The organism is Bradyrhizobium sp. SZCCHNR1017 (assembly GCF_032381375.1).
Classification (GTDB): domain Bacteria; phylum Pseudomonadota; class Alphaproteobacteria; order Rhizobiales; family Xanthobacteraceae; genus Bradyrhizobium.
The window spans coordinates 569,416-586,578 of record NZ_JAUHIR010000003.1 but is presented as its reverse complement, the minus strand read 5'-3'; the positions used below and the strand labels follow the sequence as shown (position 1 = coordinate 586,578).

The window sequence follows — 17,163 nt, the reverse complement described above, 5'->3', positions numbered from 1 at the left end:
AATGACGGGAGGAGAGACAATGCCCCGCTTCGTCACCCCGCTCGCCGTCGCGCTCGTCGGTCTCATCCTGTTCGGCCACGGCGCCTTCATCCACGCCAAGGCCGTTCTCGCGCAAGTGCTGCTCGACCGCGCGTTCAGCCAGACCGTTGCGACCGGCCATGCCGCCAAGCCCTGGTCCTGGGCCGACACGGTCCCGGTGGCGCTCATCGAGGTGAAGCGCCTCGGCGTCTCCACCATCGCGCTGGCCGGCTCCAGCGGCCAGGCGCTCGCCTTCGGTGCCGGCCATGTCGAAGGCAGCGCCGAGCCGGGCGAGCCGGGCGTCGCGGTGTACTCCGCGCACCGCGACACGCATTTCCGCTTCCTGCGCGACATCAAAATCGGCGACGAGATCGACATCGTCAGGCGCGACGGCAAGACGTTCCGCTATCGCGCCGACGCCGCCCGTGTGGTGCGCTTCGATGCCTCGGGGATCGATCCAGGGACCGAGAGCGCCGAACTGGTGCTGTCGACCTGCTGGCCATTCGACGCCCTGACACAGGGGCCGGAGCGTTATGTGCTGCACGCCACAATGATCGCTGCGGGCAAATGAACACGAGCATGGCCGTTCTTGGGAACCAGGCGACGAATGCCCATTTGTCACCCTGCCGCTCCCGTGGGATGATCCCACGGGCTCAGCAAGGCTCACATCCAAGCGCTTCCGACATGCATTCCCAGGTCCAATATCTGCCAATCACGCCGGTCTTCTTCGCCATCCTGGTGCTGGCGTTCGGCGTCCTGATCGTCCTGATCCAGCTCGGCATCCTGCGCTACGCCTACATGAAGCTCGGCGTCAGCTCGGGCACCGCGATGCTGCTGCTGTTCGGCTCGCTGGTCGGCAGCTATTTCAACATTCCGATCACCATGCTGCCCGGGCAGGTCGCGCGCTCCGGCGAGATCATCGACTTTTTCGGCATGCAATATGTCGTGCCGCTGGTGCATCAATGGCCCGGCACGCTGCTCGCTGTGAATGTCGGCGGCGCCGTGATCCCGACGATCATGTCGACCTATCTCATGCTGCGCTACCAGCTCTGGCTGCGCGCCGCGATCGCGGTGCTGGTGATCGCCGTGATCATCCACGCGATGGCGACGCCGGTGCAGGGCGTCGGCATCGCCGTGCCGGTGTTCGCGCCGGTTGTCGTGACCGCGATCCTGGCGTTCCTGCTGTCGCGCGAATATGCCGCGCCGCTGGCCTATATCGGCGGCTCGATGGGCACGCTGGTCGGCGCCGACCTGATGAACCTCGACAAGATCGGCAGCCTCGGCGCGCCCGTGGCCTCGATCGGCGGTGCCGGGACGTTCGATGGCATTTTTCTCACCGGTATCCTGGCGGTGCTGCTGGCCGGCCTCGCCGCGCCCTCCCGGCCGGGCCTTGCGCGCTGAGCTTTCAACCGGGAGACATAGCGGCTAAAATCGAGCGAGACAGCAGTGGGCACGGAATGCGCGCGATCAATCTCATCGTGGGAACCCTGACGATCGCGGCCGTCGCGGCCGGGATCAGCGGCGTCCTGATCAAGCAGAAGCATCGCCTTGCCGAGCAGCGCAGCATGATGCGCGTCGTGTTCGACGGCGGCTCGGCGGCGGGCCTGCGCAAGGGCGGGCCGGTGAATTTCGACGGCGTGCAGGCCGGGCAGATCCTGTCGATCAATCTGGAAAGCCCGCGCAAGATCGTTGCCATGATCACGCTCGACAAGTCCGCGCCGATCCGCAAGGACACCACCGCCGGCATCGAGTTCCAGGGCCTGACCGGCATCGCCGCGATCTCGCTGGTCGGCGGCGCGCCGACGGCGCCGCCGGTGCCGCTCGATCGCGACGGCGTGCCGGTGCTGACGGCCGATCTCAAGGACCAGGAGACGATGGTCGAGACGGTGCACAACATCGACAAATACGTCGTCAGCAATGCGCCGGCCATCAAGGAGGCGCTACAGAGCTTCGAGAGCGAGACCGCCTCGCTGCAGGCCAAGACCGCGGCGTTCGATTCCGCGATCGACAAGGCCGAGGACATCTTCAAGGGCTTCGACACGCTCGTGACCAAGATCGACGGCGCCATTCCCGGATTTGCCGACGGCAATCCCGGCCAGCTGTTCGACCAGATCAAGTCGATGCGCGAGCTGGTCGACGGCTTCAAGCGCAAATCTGCCAAGGTGATCGACGACAGCCGCAAGACGCTGGTCGACATCAGCGACGGCGCCAATGCGATGACCGTCAAGTTCGGCGGCCAGCCGGCGGGTCCGGGTCCGCGCCGCGTGCCGGCGTCACGCTGAGGGGCGGACGCGCCGCCCCTCGCGTTCGTTCAGTGGCTGATCATCCAGGGCCGCGCCGTCGGAAAGCCCTTGGCGCCGCTCCTGGTCTTGGTCATCAGCCGCGGCGATTTCTTAGGCCCGCAGCAGCCGCAGCCTGCACCGTGTTTGGCCTTGTACTCGGCCACCGTCTGCGGCGCGTGACGGCTGCGCTCGTTGGTGGCATGCGCCGTGCGCCGCTCCGCCGGCATGCAGGCGAAGGCGGGCGCGGTGAGGATCACGCGCGGCGCCATGTCCTGGCATTGCGGACAGGCCTGCGGCTCATCACATTCCGCCATCGGACGCATGTCCGTGAACGGACCGCATGCATCACAGAGATATTCATAGACCGGCATCGTCTCTTCTCCTGCGCAACAATCATCTCCATCTCACGCGGCGGATGCGGGGCGGCCGATACGCTGCCGTCCCGCACCCATCGCGCAGGGAGACCGCTATTTGTCCGGCGAGATCGGCATCTGGATGTCGCCCTTGATGTGCTTGATCGGACCCGCCGACGACGGCATCACGTCGAAGTCGAAGATCTCGGTCGGCAGCCACAAGGTGGCGCAGGCGTTGGGCACGTCGACCACGCCGGAGATGTGGCCCTGCACCGGCGCGGTGCCGAGGATCGAATAGGCCTGGGCGCCGGAGTAGCCGAACTTCTTCAGGTACTCGATGGCGTTGAGACACGCCTGGCGATAGGCGATGTGGACGTCCAGATAGTGCTGCTTGCCGGTCTCATCGACCGAGATGCCCTCGAAGATCAGGTAGTCGCGATAATTGGGCGTGATCGGCGACGGCTTGAAGATCGGGTTCTTGATGCCGTACTTCGCCACACCATCCTTGATGACGTCGACCTTGATGTGCAGCCAGCCCGCCATCTCGATGGCGCCGCAGAAGGTGATCTCGCCGTCGCCCTGGCTGAAGTGCAGGTCGCCCATCGAGAGGCCGCCGCCGGGCACGTAGACCGGGAAGTAGATCTTCGAGCCGCGCGACAGGTCCTTGATGTCGCAATTGCCGCCATGCTCGCGCGGCGGCACGGTGCGGGCGCCCTCGGCGCCGATCTTGGCCTTGACGTCGCCCTTGGCCTGGCCGGCATGCGCGGTCGGCGCGAACGGCGGGTTGGCGAGACCGGGCACGCGGGTCGGGTTGGTCGCGATCAGCGCGGTCTCGCGCTCGTTCCAGGTCGCGAGCAGCTTCGGATCGGGCAGACAGCCGATCAGGCCGGGATGGATGAGGCCAGCGAAGTTCACGCCGGGCACGTGGCGCGACGAGGTATAGAGGCCCTTGATGTCCCAGATCGACTTCTGCGCCAGCGGGAAATGGTCGGTCAGGAAGCCGCCGCCGTTTTGCTTGGAGAAGAAGCCGTTGAAGCCCCACAGGCTCTCCTTCAGCGGACCGACGTCGAGCAGGTCGACGACCAGGAGATCGCCAGGCTCGGCGCCCTTGACGCCGATCGGGCCGGACAGGAAGTGCACGATCGACAGGTCGATGTCGCGCACGTCGTCGGCGGAGTCGTTGTTCTTGATGAAGCCGCCGGTCCAGTCATAGGTCTCGATGATGAAGTCGTCACCCGGATTGACCCACTCCACCATCGGAATGTCAGGGTGCCAGCGATTGTGCACCTTGTCGTTCTCGTAGGCCGATTTGGTCAGATCGACCTTGATCAGTGTGTCAGGCATCAGAAGCTCCCCTTGTTACTTGCTTGCACGGAGTGGTTAGACGGACAGATATTTCGAGACCTGCGCAGCATCGACCTGGTCGCGCGGATCGTCGCGGACGATCTCGCCGTTCTCGATCACCAGCACGCGGTCGGCGATGTCGAGGGCGAAGCTCAGCACCTGCTCGGAGACGACGATCGACAGCCCCTTCTCGTCGCGGATGCGCTTCAGGGTGCGCGCCATCTCCTTGATGATCGACGGCTGGATGCCCTCGGTCGGCTCATCGAGCAGCAGCACCTTCGGCTTGGTGGCGAGCGCGCGCGCGATCGCGAGCTGCTGCTGCTGGCCGCCGGAGAGATTGCCGCCGCGGCGGCCCTTCATCTCCAGCAGCACCGGAAACAGCTCGTAGATGTCGCCGGGCACCTCGGATTCGCCGGAGACGACGAGGCCGGTCTCGATGTTCTCCTTCACCGTCATGGTCGAGAAGATCATGCGGCCCTGCGGCACGTAAGCGAGGCCCTTGGCGACACGCTCATAGCTCTTCAGGCTTGCGAGCTCGGCGCCGTCCATCGCGATCGAACCGCTCTTGGCCGGCAGGATGCCCATCAGCGACTTCATCAGCGTGGTCTTGCCCATGCCGTTGCGCCCCATGATCGCAACGATCTCGTTGGGCGCGACCTTGACGTTCAGGCCATGCAGCACCTCGCTCTGGCCATAGGCGACATGGAGATCGGAGATTGCGAGCATCGGATATCTTCCTATGCAAGAGGGAGTGAGACGGCCGATCGAGCGGCATTGGCACTAAGCTCCCTCCCCCCTTGTGGGGGAGGGTTGGGGAGGGGGGTGGCTCAGGGCGAGACTGCCCGTGTGGACCCCCACCCCCGACCCCTCCCCGCAAGGGGGAGGGGGGCGCAGCGAGGGTGTGGATCGAGCGATTTCCCGAGCATCGGCTCAGTGCCCCAGATAGACTTCGACGACCTTGGGGTCGTTCTTGACCCGCTCCATCGTGCCCTCGGACAGGATCTGGCCCTGGTGCAGCACGGTGACCTTGTGAGCGATGTCCTCGACGAACTTCATGTCGTGCTCGATCACCAGCACGGAGCGGTCCTTGATGATGCGATTCAGCAGTTCGGCGGTCTTGGCGCGCTCGCTGACGCTCATGCCGGCGACGGGCTCGTCGAGCATCAGAAGGTCCGGGTTCTGGATCAGCAGCATCCCGATCTCGAGCCACTGCTTCTGGCCGTGGCTGAGCACGGCCGCCGAGGTGTTGAGACGATCCTTGAGGAAGATCATCTCGGCGACCTCCTCGACGCGATCCTTGACTGCGGCGTCACGCTGGAAGGTCAGCGAGCCGAACACGGTGCGGCCGCGCGGAAACGAGATCTCGAGATTCTCGAACACGGTGAGATCCTCGAACACCGACGGCGTCTGGAACTTGCGGCCGACGCCGGCCTGGACGATCTCGTTCTCGCGCAGCCTGGTCAGCTCCTTGCCGCGAAACTGGATCGAGCCGGAGGTCGCCTTGGTCTTGCCGCAGATCAGGTCGAGCACCGTGGTCTTGCCGGCGCCGTTGGGGCCGATGATGACGCGGATCTCGTTCTCCTCGACGTAGAAGGAGAGATCGTTGACCGCCTTGAAGCCGTCGAACGAGACGGTGAGCGCTTCGACCGCGAGCAGGAATTCCTTGGGCTGATGACCGATGAGCATCGCTGTGTCCTCACTCTGCGGGGGCGCCGTTGGCGACGAGGCCGCCATTGCCGGATTTCTTGGTGCGGGAGGCCAGCAGCTTGTCGATGCGCGGCTGCACGTAGTCGCCCCAGATGCCGGCGAGGCCGTTCGGGAAAGCGAGGACGACAGCGATGAACAGCGCACCCAGGCCGAACAGCCAGAGCTGCGGGAAGGTCTCCGACAGGCTGGTCTTGGCGAAGTTGACGAGCAGCGAGCCATAGACCGCGCCGAAGATCGACAGCCGGCCGCCGACCGCGGTGTAGATCACCATCTCGATCGACGGCACGATGCCGACGAAGGACGGCGACATGAAGCCGACTTCCAAGGTGAACAGCGCGCCGCCGACTGCGGCGAACACGGCGGCCGCGCAGAAAGCAAAGATCTTGAAATTGGCGACGCTGTAGCCGGAGAAGCGGACCCGGTCCTCCTGCTCACGCATAGCCACCAGGATGCGGCCGAGCTTGGTCAGCCGGATGAACTGGGCGACGAAGATCGCTGCGAACAGGAAGAACACCTCGACGAAGTAGAGGATGTACTTGGCGTGGTCGGTGCGGATGTCCCAGCCGTGCAGCGTGCGCAGGTCGGTGATGCCGTTGATGCCGCCGGTGTAGCCCTGCTGTCCCACGATCAGGATCGTCATGATCGCCGCGATCGCCTGGGTGATGATTGCGAAGTACACGCCGCCGACCCGCCGCTTGAACATCGCAGCGCCGATGATGAAGGCGAAGATCGCCGGCACCAGGATGATCGCGGCGAGCGCGAACGGGAAGCTCTGGAACGGCTTCCAGAAGAACGGCAGCTGCGTCAGCTGGTTCCAGTCCATGAAGTCGGGAATGCCCGGCGTCGACTGGATCTTCGTGTTGGCGACGCTGGAGGCTTCCAGCTTGAGGAACATCGCCATGCAGTAGCCGCCAAGGCCGAAGAACACGCCCTGCCCGAGGCTGAGAATGCCGCCATAGCCCCAGCACAGCACCAGGCCGATCGCGACGAAGGAATACGTCAGATACTTCGCGACGAGGTTGAGGCGGAAGATGTCGAGTGCCAGCGGCAGGATGACGACGAGCAGCAGCAGCAGCGAAGCGAAGCCGATGAGCTCGGAGCGGTTGAAGAAGCGCGTGTTGATGATCATGACCGTGCCTTCTGATTCCCTATTCCCTGCGCGTTTCGGCTATTTGCGGACCTTCAGGGCAAACAGCCCCTGGGGGCGCAGCATCAGGATTGCGACGATCGCCAACAGCGTGAGCACCTTGGCCATCGAGCCGGACATGAAGAACTCCATGGTCGACTGCGCCTGGGAGATGGTGAAGGCCGATGCGATGGTGCCGAGCAGGCTGGCGGCGCCGCCGAACACGACGACCAGGAAGGTGTCGACGATGTAGAGCTGTCCGGCGGTCGGACCGGTCGAGCCGATCATGGTGAAGGCGGAGCCGGCGACCCCGGCGATGCCGCAGCCGAGGCCGAAGGTGTAGCGGTCGACTTTCTCGGTGTTGATGCCGACGGCGCCCGCCATGACGCGGTTTTGCACCACAGCGCGCACCTGCTTGCCCCAGCGCGACAGGAACAGCACGTAGGCCACGACGATCGTGATCAGGATGGTCAAGCACATCACGAACATGCCGTTGATTGGGATCTGGATGGCGTCGGTCGCCTGCCAAGAGCCCATCATCCAATCCGGCAGCTCGACGCCGACCTCGCGCGCGCCGAACACGGAACGATAGGCCTGCTGCAGGATCAGGCTGAGACCCCAGGTGGCGAGCAGCGTGTCGAGTGGCCGCTTGTAGAGACGGCGGATCATCGCCCACTCGACCAGCATGCCGAGGGATCCGGAGGCGATGAAGGCGAAGATCATCGCGACAAAGAAGTAGCCGGGGAACAACGAGGGCAGGAAATGCTGGAAGGCGTTCGACGTCATCCAGGTGACGTAGGCGCCGAGGATCATGAATTCGCCATGCGCCATGTTGATGACGCCCATCTGGCCGAAGATGATGGCAAGCCCCAGCGCCATCAGCACATAGACCGAAAACAGGATGAGGCCCGCGAAGCCCTGCATCGCGAAGATGGCCCCGAGGTCGCCGATGGAATAGTCACCGAACATGATCCGTCCTCTCGTGATGCCCTGCTGGAAAATGGATCGGCGCCGGCACAGTGTGTCCGCAGCCAGGATCGTTCCCTCCCCCCCTTGTGGGGGAGGGCTAGGGAGGGGGGCCTCCACGACGAGCTGCGGGTGGGGTACCCTCCTCCCCACCCCTCCCCCACAAGGGGGGGGAGGGAGCGCACCTGTCGTGTGGCAAGGACGTCGCTTCATCGGCCTATGGCAACGAAGCGCGCCAGTCGGCTTACTGGTAGCCCTTCGGGAACGGATCGGGCTCGACCAGGTCGGCGGTCTCGTAGATCAGCTCATACTGACCATCTGCCTTGGCGCGGCCGACGCGGGTCTTGGACCAGAGATGGTGGTTCTCGTGGATCCGAACATAGCCTTCCGGCGCGCCCTTGAACTCGATGCCAGGCGAGGCGGCGGCGACCTTGTCGATGTCGAAGCTGCCGGCCTTTTCCACCGTCAGCTTCCACAGCCACGGACCGAGGTAAGCGGCTTGCGTCACGTCGCCAATGACGGTCTTCTCGCCCCACATCTTCTTGAATTCGGCGACGAAAGCCTTGTTGTTCGGATTTTCGAGCGACTGGAAGTACTTCATACAGGCGTAGGCGCCCGCGATGTTCTCGCCGCCGATGCCGTCGATTTCGTCCTCGGTCACGGAGATGGTGAGCAGCGTCTGCTTCGACATGTCGATGCCCGCCGCCTTGAGCTGCTTGTAGAACGCGACGTTGGAGCCGCCGACGATGATCGCGTAGATCACGTCCGGCTTGGTCAGCTTGATCTTGTTGATGACCGAATTGAACTGGGTGTGGCCGAGCGGGAAGTATTCCTCGCCGACGACCTTGCAGCCCTGCAGATGGCCCTCGATGTGCTTGCGCGCGATCTTGTTCGAGGTGCGCGGCCAGATGTAGTCGGAGCCGAGCAGATAGAAGGTCTTCGCGCCCTTGGTCTTGTTGACCCAGTCAAGGCCGGCGATGATCTGCTGGGTGGCTTCCTGGCCGGTGTAGATGACGTTCTTGGACTGCTCGAGGCCTTCATAGAAGGTCGGGTAGTACAGCATGCCGTTGTACTGCTCGAACACCGGCAGCACCGCCTTGCGCGAGGCCGAGGTCCAGCAGCCCATCACGGCGGCGCATTTGTCGTTGACCAGCAGCTTCTTCGCCTTCTCGGCGAAGGTCGGCCAGTCGGACGCGCCGTCCTCCTGGATGTACTTGATCTTGCGGCCGAGCACACCGCCCGCGGCATTGATCTGCTCGATCGCGAGCTTCTCGGCCTGCACTGACCCGGTCTCGGAGATCGCCATGGTGCCTGTGACCGAATGCAGAATACCGACGGTGACTTCGCTATCCGTGACTGCAAGGCCGGTGGTGTTGACAGCGGAGGTTGCGGGGCCGGCGCCGAAGGACGGCCGCGGCATCATGGCCAGCGCCGGGATCGCGGCCATTCCCATCAGCAACTGCCGCCGAAGCGGCGACTTGAGGCCCTTTTTCGTTTCGTCTGACATGAGCACCCCATTCATTGGTTCGAGGACACGCGTTGGGTCAGACGAAGGATGGCGCGGTTTGTGCAACGCACGGATACGCAAGATTGCGTATACTGCACCGCAAAAGCGCGACGTAGGCTCTGCGTAGGTCTTGCGAGGGGCAGGACGAGCATGCGGACAAGCGCTCGCGGGTGAGGAGTTCGAGAGTGGCAGGGCGGCAGCGGATCGACCGCGTCAGGCGCCAATACAACCAGTGGGTCGCCAACCAGACGTTGGAGGACTATGCGCTCCGTTTCACGGCCAAGAGCGCACGGCGCTGGTCGGCCGCCCGCGTCGCCAACACCGCGCTGGGCGCGATCTCGTTCCTCGCACTCGAGGCCATCGGCGGCACCATTACGCTGAACTATGGTGTCACCAACGCCACCGCCGCGATCCTGGTCGCGAGCGTGATCATCTTCTGCTGTGGCCTGCCGATCGCCTATCATGCGGCCAAATGCGGCATCGACATCGACCTGCTGACGCGCGGCGCCGGCTTCGGCTATATCGGCTCGACCGTCACCTCGCTGATCTACGCGTCGTTCACCTTCATCTTCTTCGCCATCGAGGCGGTCATCCTGGCTTCGGCGCTGGAGATGTGCTTCGGCATTCCCCGGCCGATCGGCTATCTCATCAGCGCCGTCGTCATCATCCCGCTCGTCACCTATGGCATCACCCTGATCAGTCGCTTCCAGCTATGGACGCAACCGCTGTGGGTCGTGCTGCACATCCTGCCCTTTGCCGCAATCGCCTATGCCAGCCCGCACTCCTTTGTCGAATGGCAGCAGTTTCCCGGCGAGCACGGCGATCCCATGGGCCATCTCGATCTGGCGCTGTTCGGGACCGCGGCAGCGGTCGTGTTCTCGCTGGTCGCCCAGATCGGCGAGCAGGTCGACTTCCTGCGCTTCCTGCCGCGCGACAGCCGCACATCGAAGCGTTCGTGGTGGATCGCGCTGCTGTCGGCCGGACCTGGCTGGATCGTGCTCGGGGCACTGAAGCTGCTGGCAGGCTCGTTCCTCGCCTTCTTCGCGCTGAGCCACGGCGTCTCCGCCGACCACGCCGCCGAACCCGCGCACATGTATCTGGAGGCGTTCCGCTACGTCTTGGCCCGGCCGGACCTGGCGCTTGCATTGACCGGCACCTTCGTGATCGTCTCCCAGATCAAGATCAACGTCACCAACGCCTATGCCGGCTCGATCGCCTGGTCGAACTTCTTCTCGCGTCTGACGCACAGCCATCCGGGGCGCGTCGTGTGGCTGGTGTTCAACGTCGTCGTCGCGCTGCTGCTGATGGAGATCGGCGTCTACAAGGCGCTGGAGCAGACGCTGGCGCTGTACTCCAACATCGCGATCTCCTGGGTCGGCGCGCTGGTCGCCGACCTCGTGATCAACAAGCCGCTGGGCCTGCGCCCGCCGCAGATGGAGTTCAAGCGAGCCCATCTCTACGACATCAACCCGGTCGGTGTCGGCGCGATGACGATCGCGACGATCGTCTCGATCAGCGCCTTCTATGGCCTGTTCGGGCCGACCGGAAAGGCGCTGTCGACCTTCGTCGCGCTCGGCGTCGCGCTCGTCACCGCGCCTGCGATCGCCTATCTGACCGACGGCAAATACTATCTGGCACGCAAGCCAAAGCGGAGCTGGCAGAACATCGAGCGGATCCAATGCTGCATCTGTGAGCATCAGTTCGAGCCGGAGGACACCGCCTCTTGCCCGGCCTATGCGGGTCCGATCTGCTCGCTGTGCTGCTCGCTCGACGCCCGCTGCCACGACCTGTGCAAGCCGCACGCGCGGGCACAGGCGCAGGTCGCAGCGGCGCTCAGCGGCATGCTGCCAGAGTCGTTGCTGGCCAAGATCAACTCGCAGCTCGGTCATTATGTCGGTGTATTTCTGACATCGGCCGGGCTCGTCGCACTGACGCTCGGCATGATCTATCTGGAGACCTCGGCGGCTCTCCCGGGCTTCAAGGGCATCATCTCCGACGTGCTGTGGAAGGTGTTCTTCGCCCTGTCCATCATCATCGGCGTGGTGACCTGGCTGTTCGTGCTGGCGCAGCAGAGCCGTCGCGCCGCCGAGGCCGAGACGCGCCGGCAGACGCAGCTTTTGATTCAGGAGATCGAGGCGCACAAGCGCACTGACGCCGAGCTGCAACGCGCCAAGGAGGTGGCGGAGTCGGCCAATCTCGCCAAGAGCCGCTATGTCGTCGGCCTCAGCCATGAGCTGCGCTCGCCGCTGAACGCGATCTCCGGCTATGCGCAACTGCTCGAGCAGGACACGAGCCTCGCACCGAAGCCGCGGGACCAGGTCCGCGTCGTCCGCCGCAGCGCCGATCATCTGTCCGGCCTGATCGATGGCATTCTCGATATTTCCAAGATCGAGGCCGGGCGACTTTATCTGTCGCGCGACGAGGTCCGCCTGAGCGAATTCCTCGATCAGCTCGTGGGCATGTTCCGATTGCAGGCTGCGGCGAAGGGCGTCGACTTCGTGTTCAAGCGGCCTGCCGTGCTGCCGCTGGTCGTCTATGCCGACGAGAAGCGGCTGCGCCAGATCCTGATCAACCTGCTGTCGAATGCCATCAAATTCACTGGGGAAGGCAGCGTCCAGTTCGTCGTGCATTATCGGAGCCCGGTGGCCGAATTCGAGGTGATCGACACCGGTCCGGGCATCCAGCCTGACGATCTGGAGCGCATCTTCGCGCCCTTCGAGCGCGGCGCGCTCGGGGTTGCGCAGCCGCAGACAGGTACGGGGCTCGGCCTGACGATCAGCCGTCTGCTCGCCGGCGTCATGGGCGGCGACATCAAGGTCGTGAGCAAAGTCGGCGCGGGCAGCACATTCAAGGTCAAGATCCTGCTGTCGGAGGTCACCAACCCGACACGGCATCCACCGGTGAAGGCGCCGGTGGCCGGCTATCTCGGGCCGCGCAGGACGATTCTGATCACCGACGATGATCCTGTGCATCGCGACCTCCTGCGCGAGGTGCTGACGCCGCTCGGCTTCATCCTGCTGAGCGCGCCCGACGGTCCCGCCTGCCTCGCGCTTGCACAACACTGCCAGCCGGATCTGTTCGTTCTGGACATCTCGATGCCCGGCATGGACGGCTGGACAGTGGCCGAGACCTTGCGCAACAGCGGTCATCATCAGGCCCGGATCCTGATGACATCTGCGAGCGCGCTCGAAGCGCACGGCCGGCCGTTGGCGCAACCCTTTCACGACAGCTACCTGATGAAGCCGATCGACATCCCAAGGCTGCTGGAGGCGATACGTCAATTGCTGAAGCTCGAATGGAGCTACCAGACCGATATCCCCGTGGCTCCGCCACGCTGGCGGCCGGACACCGGATCCCGACCCCCGCTCAACTATGTCGAGGAGTTGATGAGCCTCGGCCAGATCGGCTACATCAGGGCCATTCAGCTCAAGCTCGACGAGATCCGCAACGCGCATCCGGAGCATGCCGACTTCGTCGCCCATATGCGCACGCTTGTTGACCGCTTCGATCTCGATCAGTACATGGCAACTCTGAAGACCTTGCATGCCTATGAGCACTGACAGCAGGAAGCGTGACGTCGCGCTGGTGGTCGACGACTCGCCAGAAACGCTTCGGCTGCTCACCGACGCGCTGGATGGCGCCGGCATGACCGTGATGGTGGCGCTCGACGGCGCGGCCGCGATGCGCATCGTCGACCAGATCACGCCGGACATCATCCTGCTCGACGCGGTCATGCCGGGCATGGACGGCTTCGAAACGTGCCGCAAGCTGAAGCGCGAGGCCGGCCTCTCCAACGTCCCCGTGATCTTCATGACCGGGCTCGCCGATACCGAGCATATCGTGAAAGGACTGGAGGCCGGCGGCGTCGATTACGTCACCAAGCCCATCGCGGTCTCGGAAATGCTGGCGCGCATCCGCGTGCATCTCGCGAACGCCCGGATGACGCAGAGTGCGCGCGCCGCGCTCGACGTCTCCGGTCGCTTCCTGCTCGCCGTCAACCGCGAGGGACGGCTGATGTGGGCAACGCCGCAGGCGCAGAAGCTGCTGTCGGACAGTCTTGGCACCGCCGACGACCTCGTGCTGCCGGAGGCGCTGCGGCTGTGGCTGGATCAGGCGCAGAACGGCAAGGGCGGTGCGAAGGCCGCCGCTTCGATCCCGGATCATCCCGAACTGCGCCTCTACTACATGGGCGGAGCCGAGCCCAACGAGTTCCTGCTGCGGCTCGCCAAGGAGTCCTCCGGTGAGCTGCCCAAGGAGTTCTCCAGCGAGTTCGGTCTCACCACGCGCGAGGGCGAGGTGCTGTCATGGCTCTCCAAGGGCAAGACCAACCGCGACATCGCGCAGATTCTGGGACTGAGTCCGCGCACGGTCGACAAGCACCTCGAGCAGATCTACGCCAAGCTCGGCGTCGAGAACCGCACCGCCGCCGCGGCGGTCGCGACGGGGGTGACGCGGCGGGAGGGATGAGGCGGGAGGGATGAGGCGGGAGGAGGAGGCGGGCCGACCAGCGTGCCCCAACCATCACTGCCGTCCCGCGCAAGCCCTGCGGCGCGAAGCGCCGGCGGGCGCCGACCCGGGACCGATACCGCGTGATGCTGCTTGAGGCGGGACGAAAGTTGACGTTGTGCCCAACACACCTGCCGGTGGCTATGGATCCCCGCTTTCGCGGGGACGACGCCGTCTTTGGAGCGGCACACCGGCCGTCAAAAGCTCACCCATACACGAACGCCGGATCATCCAGATCGATTGCCGGGATCTGGTCCTTCTCGCTCCAATAGTCCTGGCTGTGCTGCCACTCCGGCTTATCGCCGCGCTTGGGCAGCAGGTGCATGTTGCGCATCATGTAGCCGGGGTTGAAGTTCTCCGGGTCGATCCATGGCAGCAGCGGCATGTTGTGATCCTCCGGGCGCAGCGCCGGCACGACCTTGCTCACGCCTTTTTCCTTCATGTGCGCGAGCAGGCGGCACACGAAATCCGCGACGAGGTCCGTGCGCAACGTCCAACTGGCGCGGAAATAGCCGAACACCCAGGCTAGGTTCGGCACGCCGGTGAACATCATGCCGCGATAGGTCACGGTGTCGGCGAAGTCGAGCGGCTTGCCGTCGATCGAGAATGCGATATCGCCGAGCACGCAAAGATCGAAGCCGGTCGCGGTGACGATGATGTCGGCCTTGAGCTCGTCGCCGGACTTCAGCTTGATGCCGTCTTGCGTGAACCGCTCGATCTCGTCGGTCACGACCGAAGCCTTTCCGCTCTTGATGCCTTCGAACAGGTCGGCGTCCGGTACGAAGGCGATGCGCTGCCGCCACGGACGGTAGCTCGGCGTGAAGTGCTTGGCGGTGTAGTCGGGTCCGAGGATGGCGCTGATCTGGCCGATCAGCTCCTTCTTCACCTGGTCGGGCTCGGTCAGGCAGCGCTTGGTGAACCAATCCTGTTCGAACAGGATCTTGCGCCTGACGATCTCATGGATCCATTCCTCCTTCACCTGCAGTCTCCGCAGCTCCTCGGCCAGCTCGATCGCATTGCGGCCGATGCGAAAGTAGGTCGGCGAGCGCTGCAGCATGGTCACGTGTGCGCATTGGCCCGCGATCGATGGCAGGATGGTCGCGGCGGTCGCACCGGAGCCGATGACCACGACCTGCTTGCCCGTGAGATCGAGATCCTCGGGCCACACCTGCGGATGCACGATGCGGCCCTTGAACTCCGCCATGTCCGGCCACTCCGGCGTGTAGCCCTTGGAGTGGCGGTAGTAGCCCTGGCACATCCAGAGGAAATTCGTTGTAAAGGTGGCGGGCTGCTGATCCCTGCCCTTCACCGCCTGCACCGTCCAGAGACCGGTCGCGCTCGACCAGCTCGCCGACACGATGCGGTGGCCGTAGCGAATGTGCCGGCCGAGACCGTTCTCCTCGATCACGTCGCCCATGTATTTGAGGATCTCTTCCGCGGTCGCGATCGGCGGGCCGACCCATGGCTTGAAGCTGTAGCCGAACGTATGCAGGTCGCTGTCGGAGCGGATGCCGGGATAGCGGTGCGTCCGCCAGGTGCCGCCGAAGCTGTCCTGGCTCTCCAGGATCACGAAACGCTTTTCGGGCATCTGCCTGCTCAGCTGATAGGCGCTGCCGATGCCGGAGATGCCGGCGCCGACGATCAGCACGTCGAAATGTTCGGTCGCGTGCGAGGACGCGGCCTCCCGGATGGGCGCGATGACGTTCATGTGAGTCCCTGGGCTTTGGTCTTGATGGTGTTTCCTCGCGTGACAGGCTGAACCCGATCACGACGATGGTCAACCCGCGACGGCGAGCCGCAACCCAGCCCTGAACGATCTCAATTTCCGCTGAGCGGCATGCCCCATTGCCGCGCGGTTTGTGCGACCCAATCGCGATATAGCGTGAGCGGCGTGACGCCGGTCATGCCGCCGCAGCCGGCGCCGAGATTCGGTCCGGTCGACCATGAGATGACGCCGATCAGCACCTGACCCCGCGGCTGCGTCTCGAACGCAGGGCCGCCGGAGTCGCCGGTGCATCCGCCCAGTCCGGACCGCGCGCCTTGCGTCGCCGGATCGACCAGCCGGATCTGCAACGTGCCTGGCTTGCCCGTCGCAACCAACGCAGCCCCACGCACCACGCCGCCGCTCTTGCCGTCGCCGGGAATCGCGACGCCGATCCCTGCGACCGTGAACGCGTTGCCGGCGGCAAGCGGCGGCTGCGGCACGCCGAGCGCCACCGGCACGCGCGCCTCCGCGGGCGCCTCCAATTCCAGCAGCGCGACATCGGCGGTGGCGCGATGTGCCAGGATGGCCTGCACGCTGAAGCTCGGATGCACCGCCACCCGCCGGACCGTCTTGAGAACCGGCTTGCGGTCACGATCGTATTCCACGATGCGGTAATCGAGCCCCGGCTGCACGCAATGTCCGGCGGTCAGCACCAGCCTCGGAGCAATCAGCGCGCCGCTGCAAAAATTGCCGCGCGAGCCGACGATCGTGACCACGGACCGGCCGATGCCGTCATTCAGCGTCGGCGCGTTGCCGACGATGGCAAGGATTGGCGATGGCGCCAGCAGGACGGCGGCTGCAATGATTGCGTGAGACGGCTTCATCGCGGCAGCAATAGCGGCTGCCGCCGAGGTCGCCAAGTGCGGCGTCCCGTGCTAGCGATCATCCAGGGATCGAGGGAGGACGGGGACTGACATGGTCGAGGCGGTGATCTTTGATTTCGGTGGCGTGATGACGACATCGCCGTTCGAGGCATTCGCGCGGTTCGAGAAGGAGCGCGGCTATCCCGTCGACATCATCCGCAACACCAATGCCGCCAACCATCTCGAGAACGCCTGGGCGAAATTCGAGCGCGCCGAAATCGACCTCGAGACGTTTGACAGGTTGTTTGCCGAGGAGTCGCTGGCACTCGGTGGCGCAGCGGTCAGCGGGCGCGAGGTGCTGCCGCTGCTCGCCGGCGATCTCCGGCCCGACATGGTCGAGGCGCTCCGACGCATCAAGGCGGAATGCAAGACCGGCTGCATCACCAACAATCTCCCGGCGAACGCAACCGGCAGCCAGGGCGGCCGCTCGTTGTACGTCGCGGAGGTGATGGTGCTGTTCGATCACGTGATCGAATCGGCCAAGATCGGGCTGCGCAAGCCCGATCCCCGGATCTACCAGATGATGACCGAGACGCTCGGAGTCAGCCCCGCGGACTGCCTCTACCTCGACGATCTCGGCATCAACCTGAAGCCGGCGCGCGAGATGGGCATGACCACGATCAAGGTCGTCAGCGCATCGCAGGCGATCGCGGAGCTGGAAGCGGCGACGGGATTGAGCCTGCGCTGATCGTCATTGCGCGGCGAACTTGCGCCGAAGCAATCCGG

The 17,163-nt window shown here is 64.7% G+C and carries 15 protein-coding genes; 6 read left to right on the top strand and 9 right to left on the bottom strand.

The window, feature by feature from the left end:
- Positions 1-19: 19 nt before the first annotated feature.
- The 3 genes from QW863_RS11595 to QW863_RS11585 all read left to right on the top strand — a co-directional run bounded on the left by QW863_RS11595 (position 20) and on the right by QW863_RS11585 (position 2,300).
- Positions 20-589 (top strand): class GN sortase, encoded by a 570-nt coding sequence (locus QW863_RS11595; RefSeq protein WP_315717053.1) that lies wholly within the window; start codon positions 20-22, stop codon positions 587-589.
- Positions 590-702: 113 nt separating this feature from the next.
- Positions 703-1,419, top strand: coding sequence for a DUF1614 domain-containing protein (locus tag QW863_RS11590; RefSeq protein WP_315717052.1), 717 nt, complete (start codon positions 703-705; stop codon positions 1,417-1,419).
- A gap of 56 nt (positions 1,420-1,475) precedes the next feature.
- A complete protein-coding gene (locus tag QW863_RS11585) occupies positions 1,476-2,300 on the top strand; it encodes an MlaD family protein (protein WP_315717051.1) in 825 nt (274 codons plus the stop codon).
- Between the two features lie 29 nt (positions 2,301-2,329).
- Here QW863_RS11585 and QW863_RS11580 read toward each other — a convergent pair whose 3' ends face one another.
- The 7 genes from QW863_RS11580 to urtA form a co-directional block, all read right to left on the bottom strand.
- A complete protein-coding gene (locus QW863_RS11580; RefSeq protein ID WP_315717050.1) occupies positions 2,330-2,671 on the bottom strand; it encodes a zinc ribbon domain-containing protein in 342 nt (113 codons plus the stop codon).
- Between the two features lie 96 nt (positions 2,672-2,767).
- Positions 2,768-3,997, bottom strand: a complete 1,230-nt coding sequence (gene fmdA / locus QW863_RS11575; protein WP_315717049.1) for a formamidase — start codon at positions 3,995-3,997, stop codon at positions 2,768-2,770.
- A gap of 36 nt (positions 3,998-4,033) precedes the next feature.
- Positions 4,034-4,723 (bottom strand): urea ABC transporter ATP-binding subunit UrtE, encoded by a 690-nt coding sequence (urtE, locus tag QW863_RS11570; RefSeq protein WP_315717048.1) that lies wholly within the window; start codon positions 4,721-4,723, stop codon positions 4,034-4,036.
- A 204-nt stretch (positions 4,724-4,927) separates the two neighbouring features.
- Positions 4,928-5,683 carry an urea ABC transporter ATP-binding protein UrtD gene (gene urtD, locus QW863_RS11565; protein ID WP_315717047.1) on the bottom strand — a complete coding sequence of 252 codons (756 nt, stop codon included), beginning with the start codon at positions 5,681-5,683 and terminating at the stop codon, positions 4,928-4,930.
- 10 nt (positions 5,684-5,693) lie between these two features.
- Entirely contained in the window at positions 5,694-6,833 is a 1,140-nt protein-coding gene (gene urtC / locus QW863_RS11560; RefSeq protein WP_315717046.1) for an urea ABC transporter permease subunit UrtC, read from the bottom strand.
- A 39-nt stretch (positions 6,834-6,872) separates the two neighbouring features.
- Positions 6,873-7,799, bottom strand: coding sequence for an urea ABC transporter permease subunit UrtB (urtB, locus tag QW863_RS11555; protein ID WP_315717045.1), 927 nt, complete (start codon positions 7,797-7,799; stop codon positions 6,873-6,875).
- A 241-nt stretch (positions 7,800-8,040) separates the two neighbouring features.
- Complete coding sequence (gene urtA, locus QW863_RS11550; RefSeq protein WP_315717044.1) at positions 8,041-9,303, bottom strand: urea ABC transporter substrate-binding protein; 1,263 nt, start codon at positions 9,301-9,303, stop codon at positions 8,041-8,043.
- A gap of 185 nt (positions 9,304-9,488) precedes the next feature.
- Between urtA and QW863_RS11545 the strand changes: the two genes are divergently transcribed.
- Both QW863_RS11545 and QW863_RS11540 read left to right on the top strand, forming a co-directional pair.
- Positions 9,489-12,863, top strand: a complete 3,375-nt coding sequence (locus QW863_RS11545) for an ATP-binding protein (protein WP_315717043.1) — start codon at positions 9,489-9,491, stop codon at positions 12,861-12,863.
- Entirely contained in the window at positions 12,853-13,770 is a 918-nt protein-coding gene (locus tag QW863_RS11540; RefSeq protein ID WP_315717168.1) for a response regulator transcription factor, read from the top strand. Before QW863_RS11545 ends, QW863_RS11540 begins: the two co-directional genes overlap by 11 nt.
- Positions 13,771-14,014: 244 nt before the next feature.
- Here the strand turns inward: QW863_RS11540 and QW863_RS11535 are convergent, their stop codons facing one another.
- Both QW863_RS11535 and QW863_RS11530 read right to left on the bottom strand, forming a co-directional pair.
- Positions 14,015-15,517 carry an NAD(P)/FAD-dependent oxidoreductase gene (locus tag QW863_RS11535; protein ID WP_315717042.1) on the bottom strand — a complete coding sequence of 501 codons (1,503 nt, stop codon included), beginning with the start codon at positions 15,515-15,517 and terminating at the stop codon, positions 14,015-14,017.
- 110 nt (positions 15,518-15,627) lie between these two features.
- Positions 15,628-16,398 carry a S1 family peptidase gene (locus QW863_RS11530; RefSeq protein ID WP_409977915.1) on the bottom strand — a complete coding sequence of 257 codons (771 nt, stop codon included), beginning with the start codon at positions 16,396-16,398 and terminating at the stop codon, positions 15,628-15,630.
- 91 nt (positions 16,399-16,489) lie between these two features.
- Here QW863_RS11530 and QW863_RS11525 point away from each other — a divergent pair, with 91 nt between their 5' ends.
- Positions 16,490-17,125 (top strand): HAD-IA family hydrolase, encoded by a 636-nt coding sequence (locus tag QW863_RS11525; protein ID WP_315717040.1) that lies wholly within the window; start codon positions 16,490-16,492, stop codon positions 17,123-17,125.
- Positions 17,126-17,163 lie beyond the last annotated feature (38 nt).

Bases quoted from the DNA above. Each gene is read 5' to 3' on its own strand.
- QW863_RS11525 (WP_315717040.1), top strand. From the start codon at position 16,490: ATGGTCGAGGCGGTGATCTTTGATTTCGGTGGCGTGATGACGACATCG.
- urtD (WP_315717047.1), bottom strand. From the start codon at position 5,683: ATGCTCATCGGTCATCAGCCCAAGGAATTCCTGCTCGCGGTCGAAGCG.
- QW863_RS11535 (WP_315717042.1), bottom strand. From the start codon at position 15,517: ATGAACGTCATCGCGCCCATCCGGGAGGCCGCGTCCTCGCACGCGACC.
- QW863_RS11585 (WP_315717051.1), top strand. From the start codon at position 1,476: ATGCGCGCGATCAATCTCATCGTGGGAACCCTGACGATCGCGGCCGTC.
- urtA (WP_315717044.1), bottom strand. From the start codon at position 9,303: ATGTCAGACGAAACGAAAAAGGGCCTCAAGTCGCCGCTTCGGCGGCAG.
- QW863_RS11540 (WP_315717168.1), top strand. From the start codon at position 12,853: ATGAGCACTGACAGCAGGAAGCGTGACGTCGCGCTGGTGGTCGACGAC.
- QW863_RS11580 (WP_315717050.1), bottom strand. From the start codon at position 2,671: ATGCCGGTCTATGAATATCTCTGTGATGCATGCGGTCCGTTCACGGAC.
- urtB (WP_315717045.1), bottom strand. From the start codon at position 7,799: ATGTTCGGTGACTATTCCATCGGCGACCTCGGGGCCATCTTCGCGATG.
- urtE (WP_315717048.1), bottom strand. From the start codon at position 4,723: ATGCTCGCAATCTCCGATCTCCATGTCGCCTATGGCCAGAGCGAGGTG.
- QW863_RS11530 (WP_409977915.1), bottom strand. From the start codon at position 16,398: ATGAAGCCGTCTCACGCAATCATTGCAGCCGCCGTCCTGCTGGCGCCA.
- QW863_RS11590 (WP_315717052.1), top strand. From the start codon at position 703: ATGCATTCCCAGGTCCAATATCTGCCAATCACGCCGGTCTTCTTCGCC.
- QW863_RS11595 (WP_315717053.1), top strand. From the start codon at position 20: ATGCCCCGCTTCGTCACCCCGCTCGCCGTCGCGCTCGTCGGTCTCATC.
- urtC (WP_315717046.1), bottom strand. From the start codon at position 6,833: ATGATCATCAACACGCGCTTCTTCAACCGCTCCGAGCTCATCGGCTTC.
- fmdA (WP_315717049.1), bottom strand. From the start codon at position 3,997: ATGCCTGACACACTGATCAAGGTCGATCTGACCAAATCGGCCTACGAG.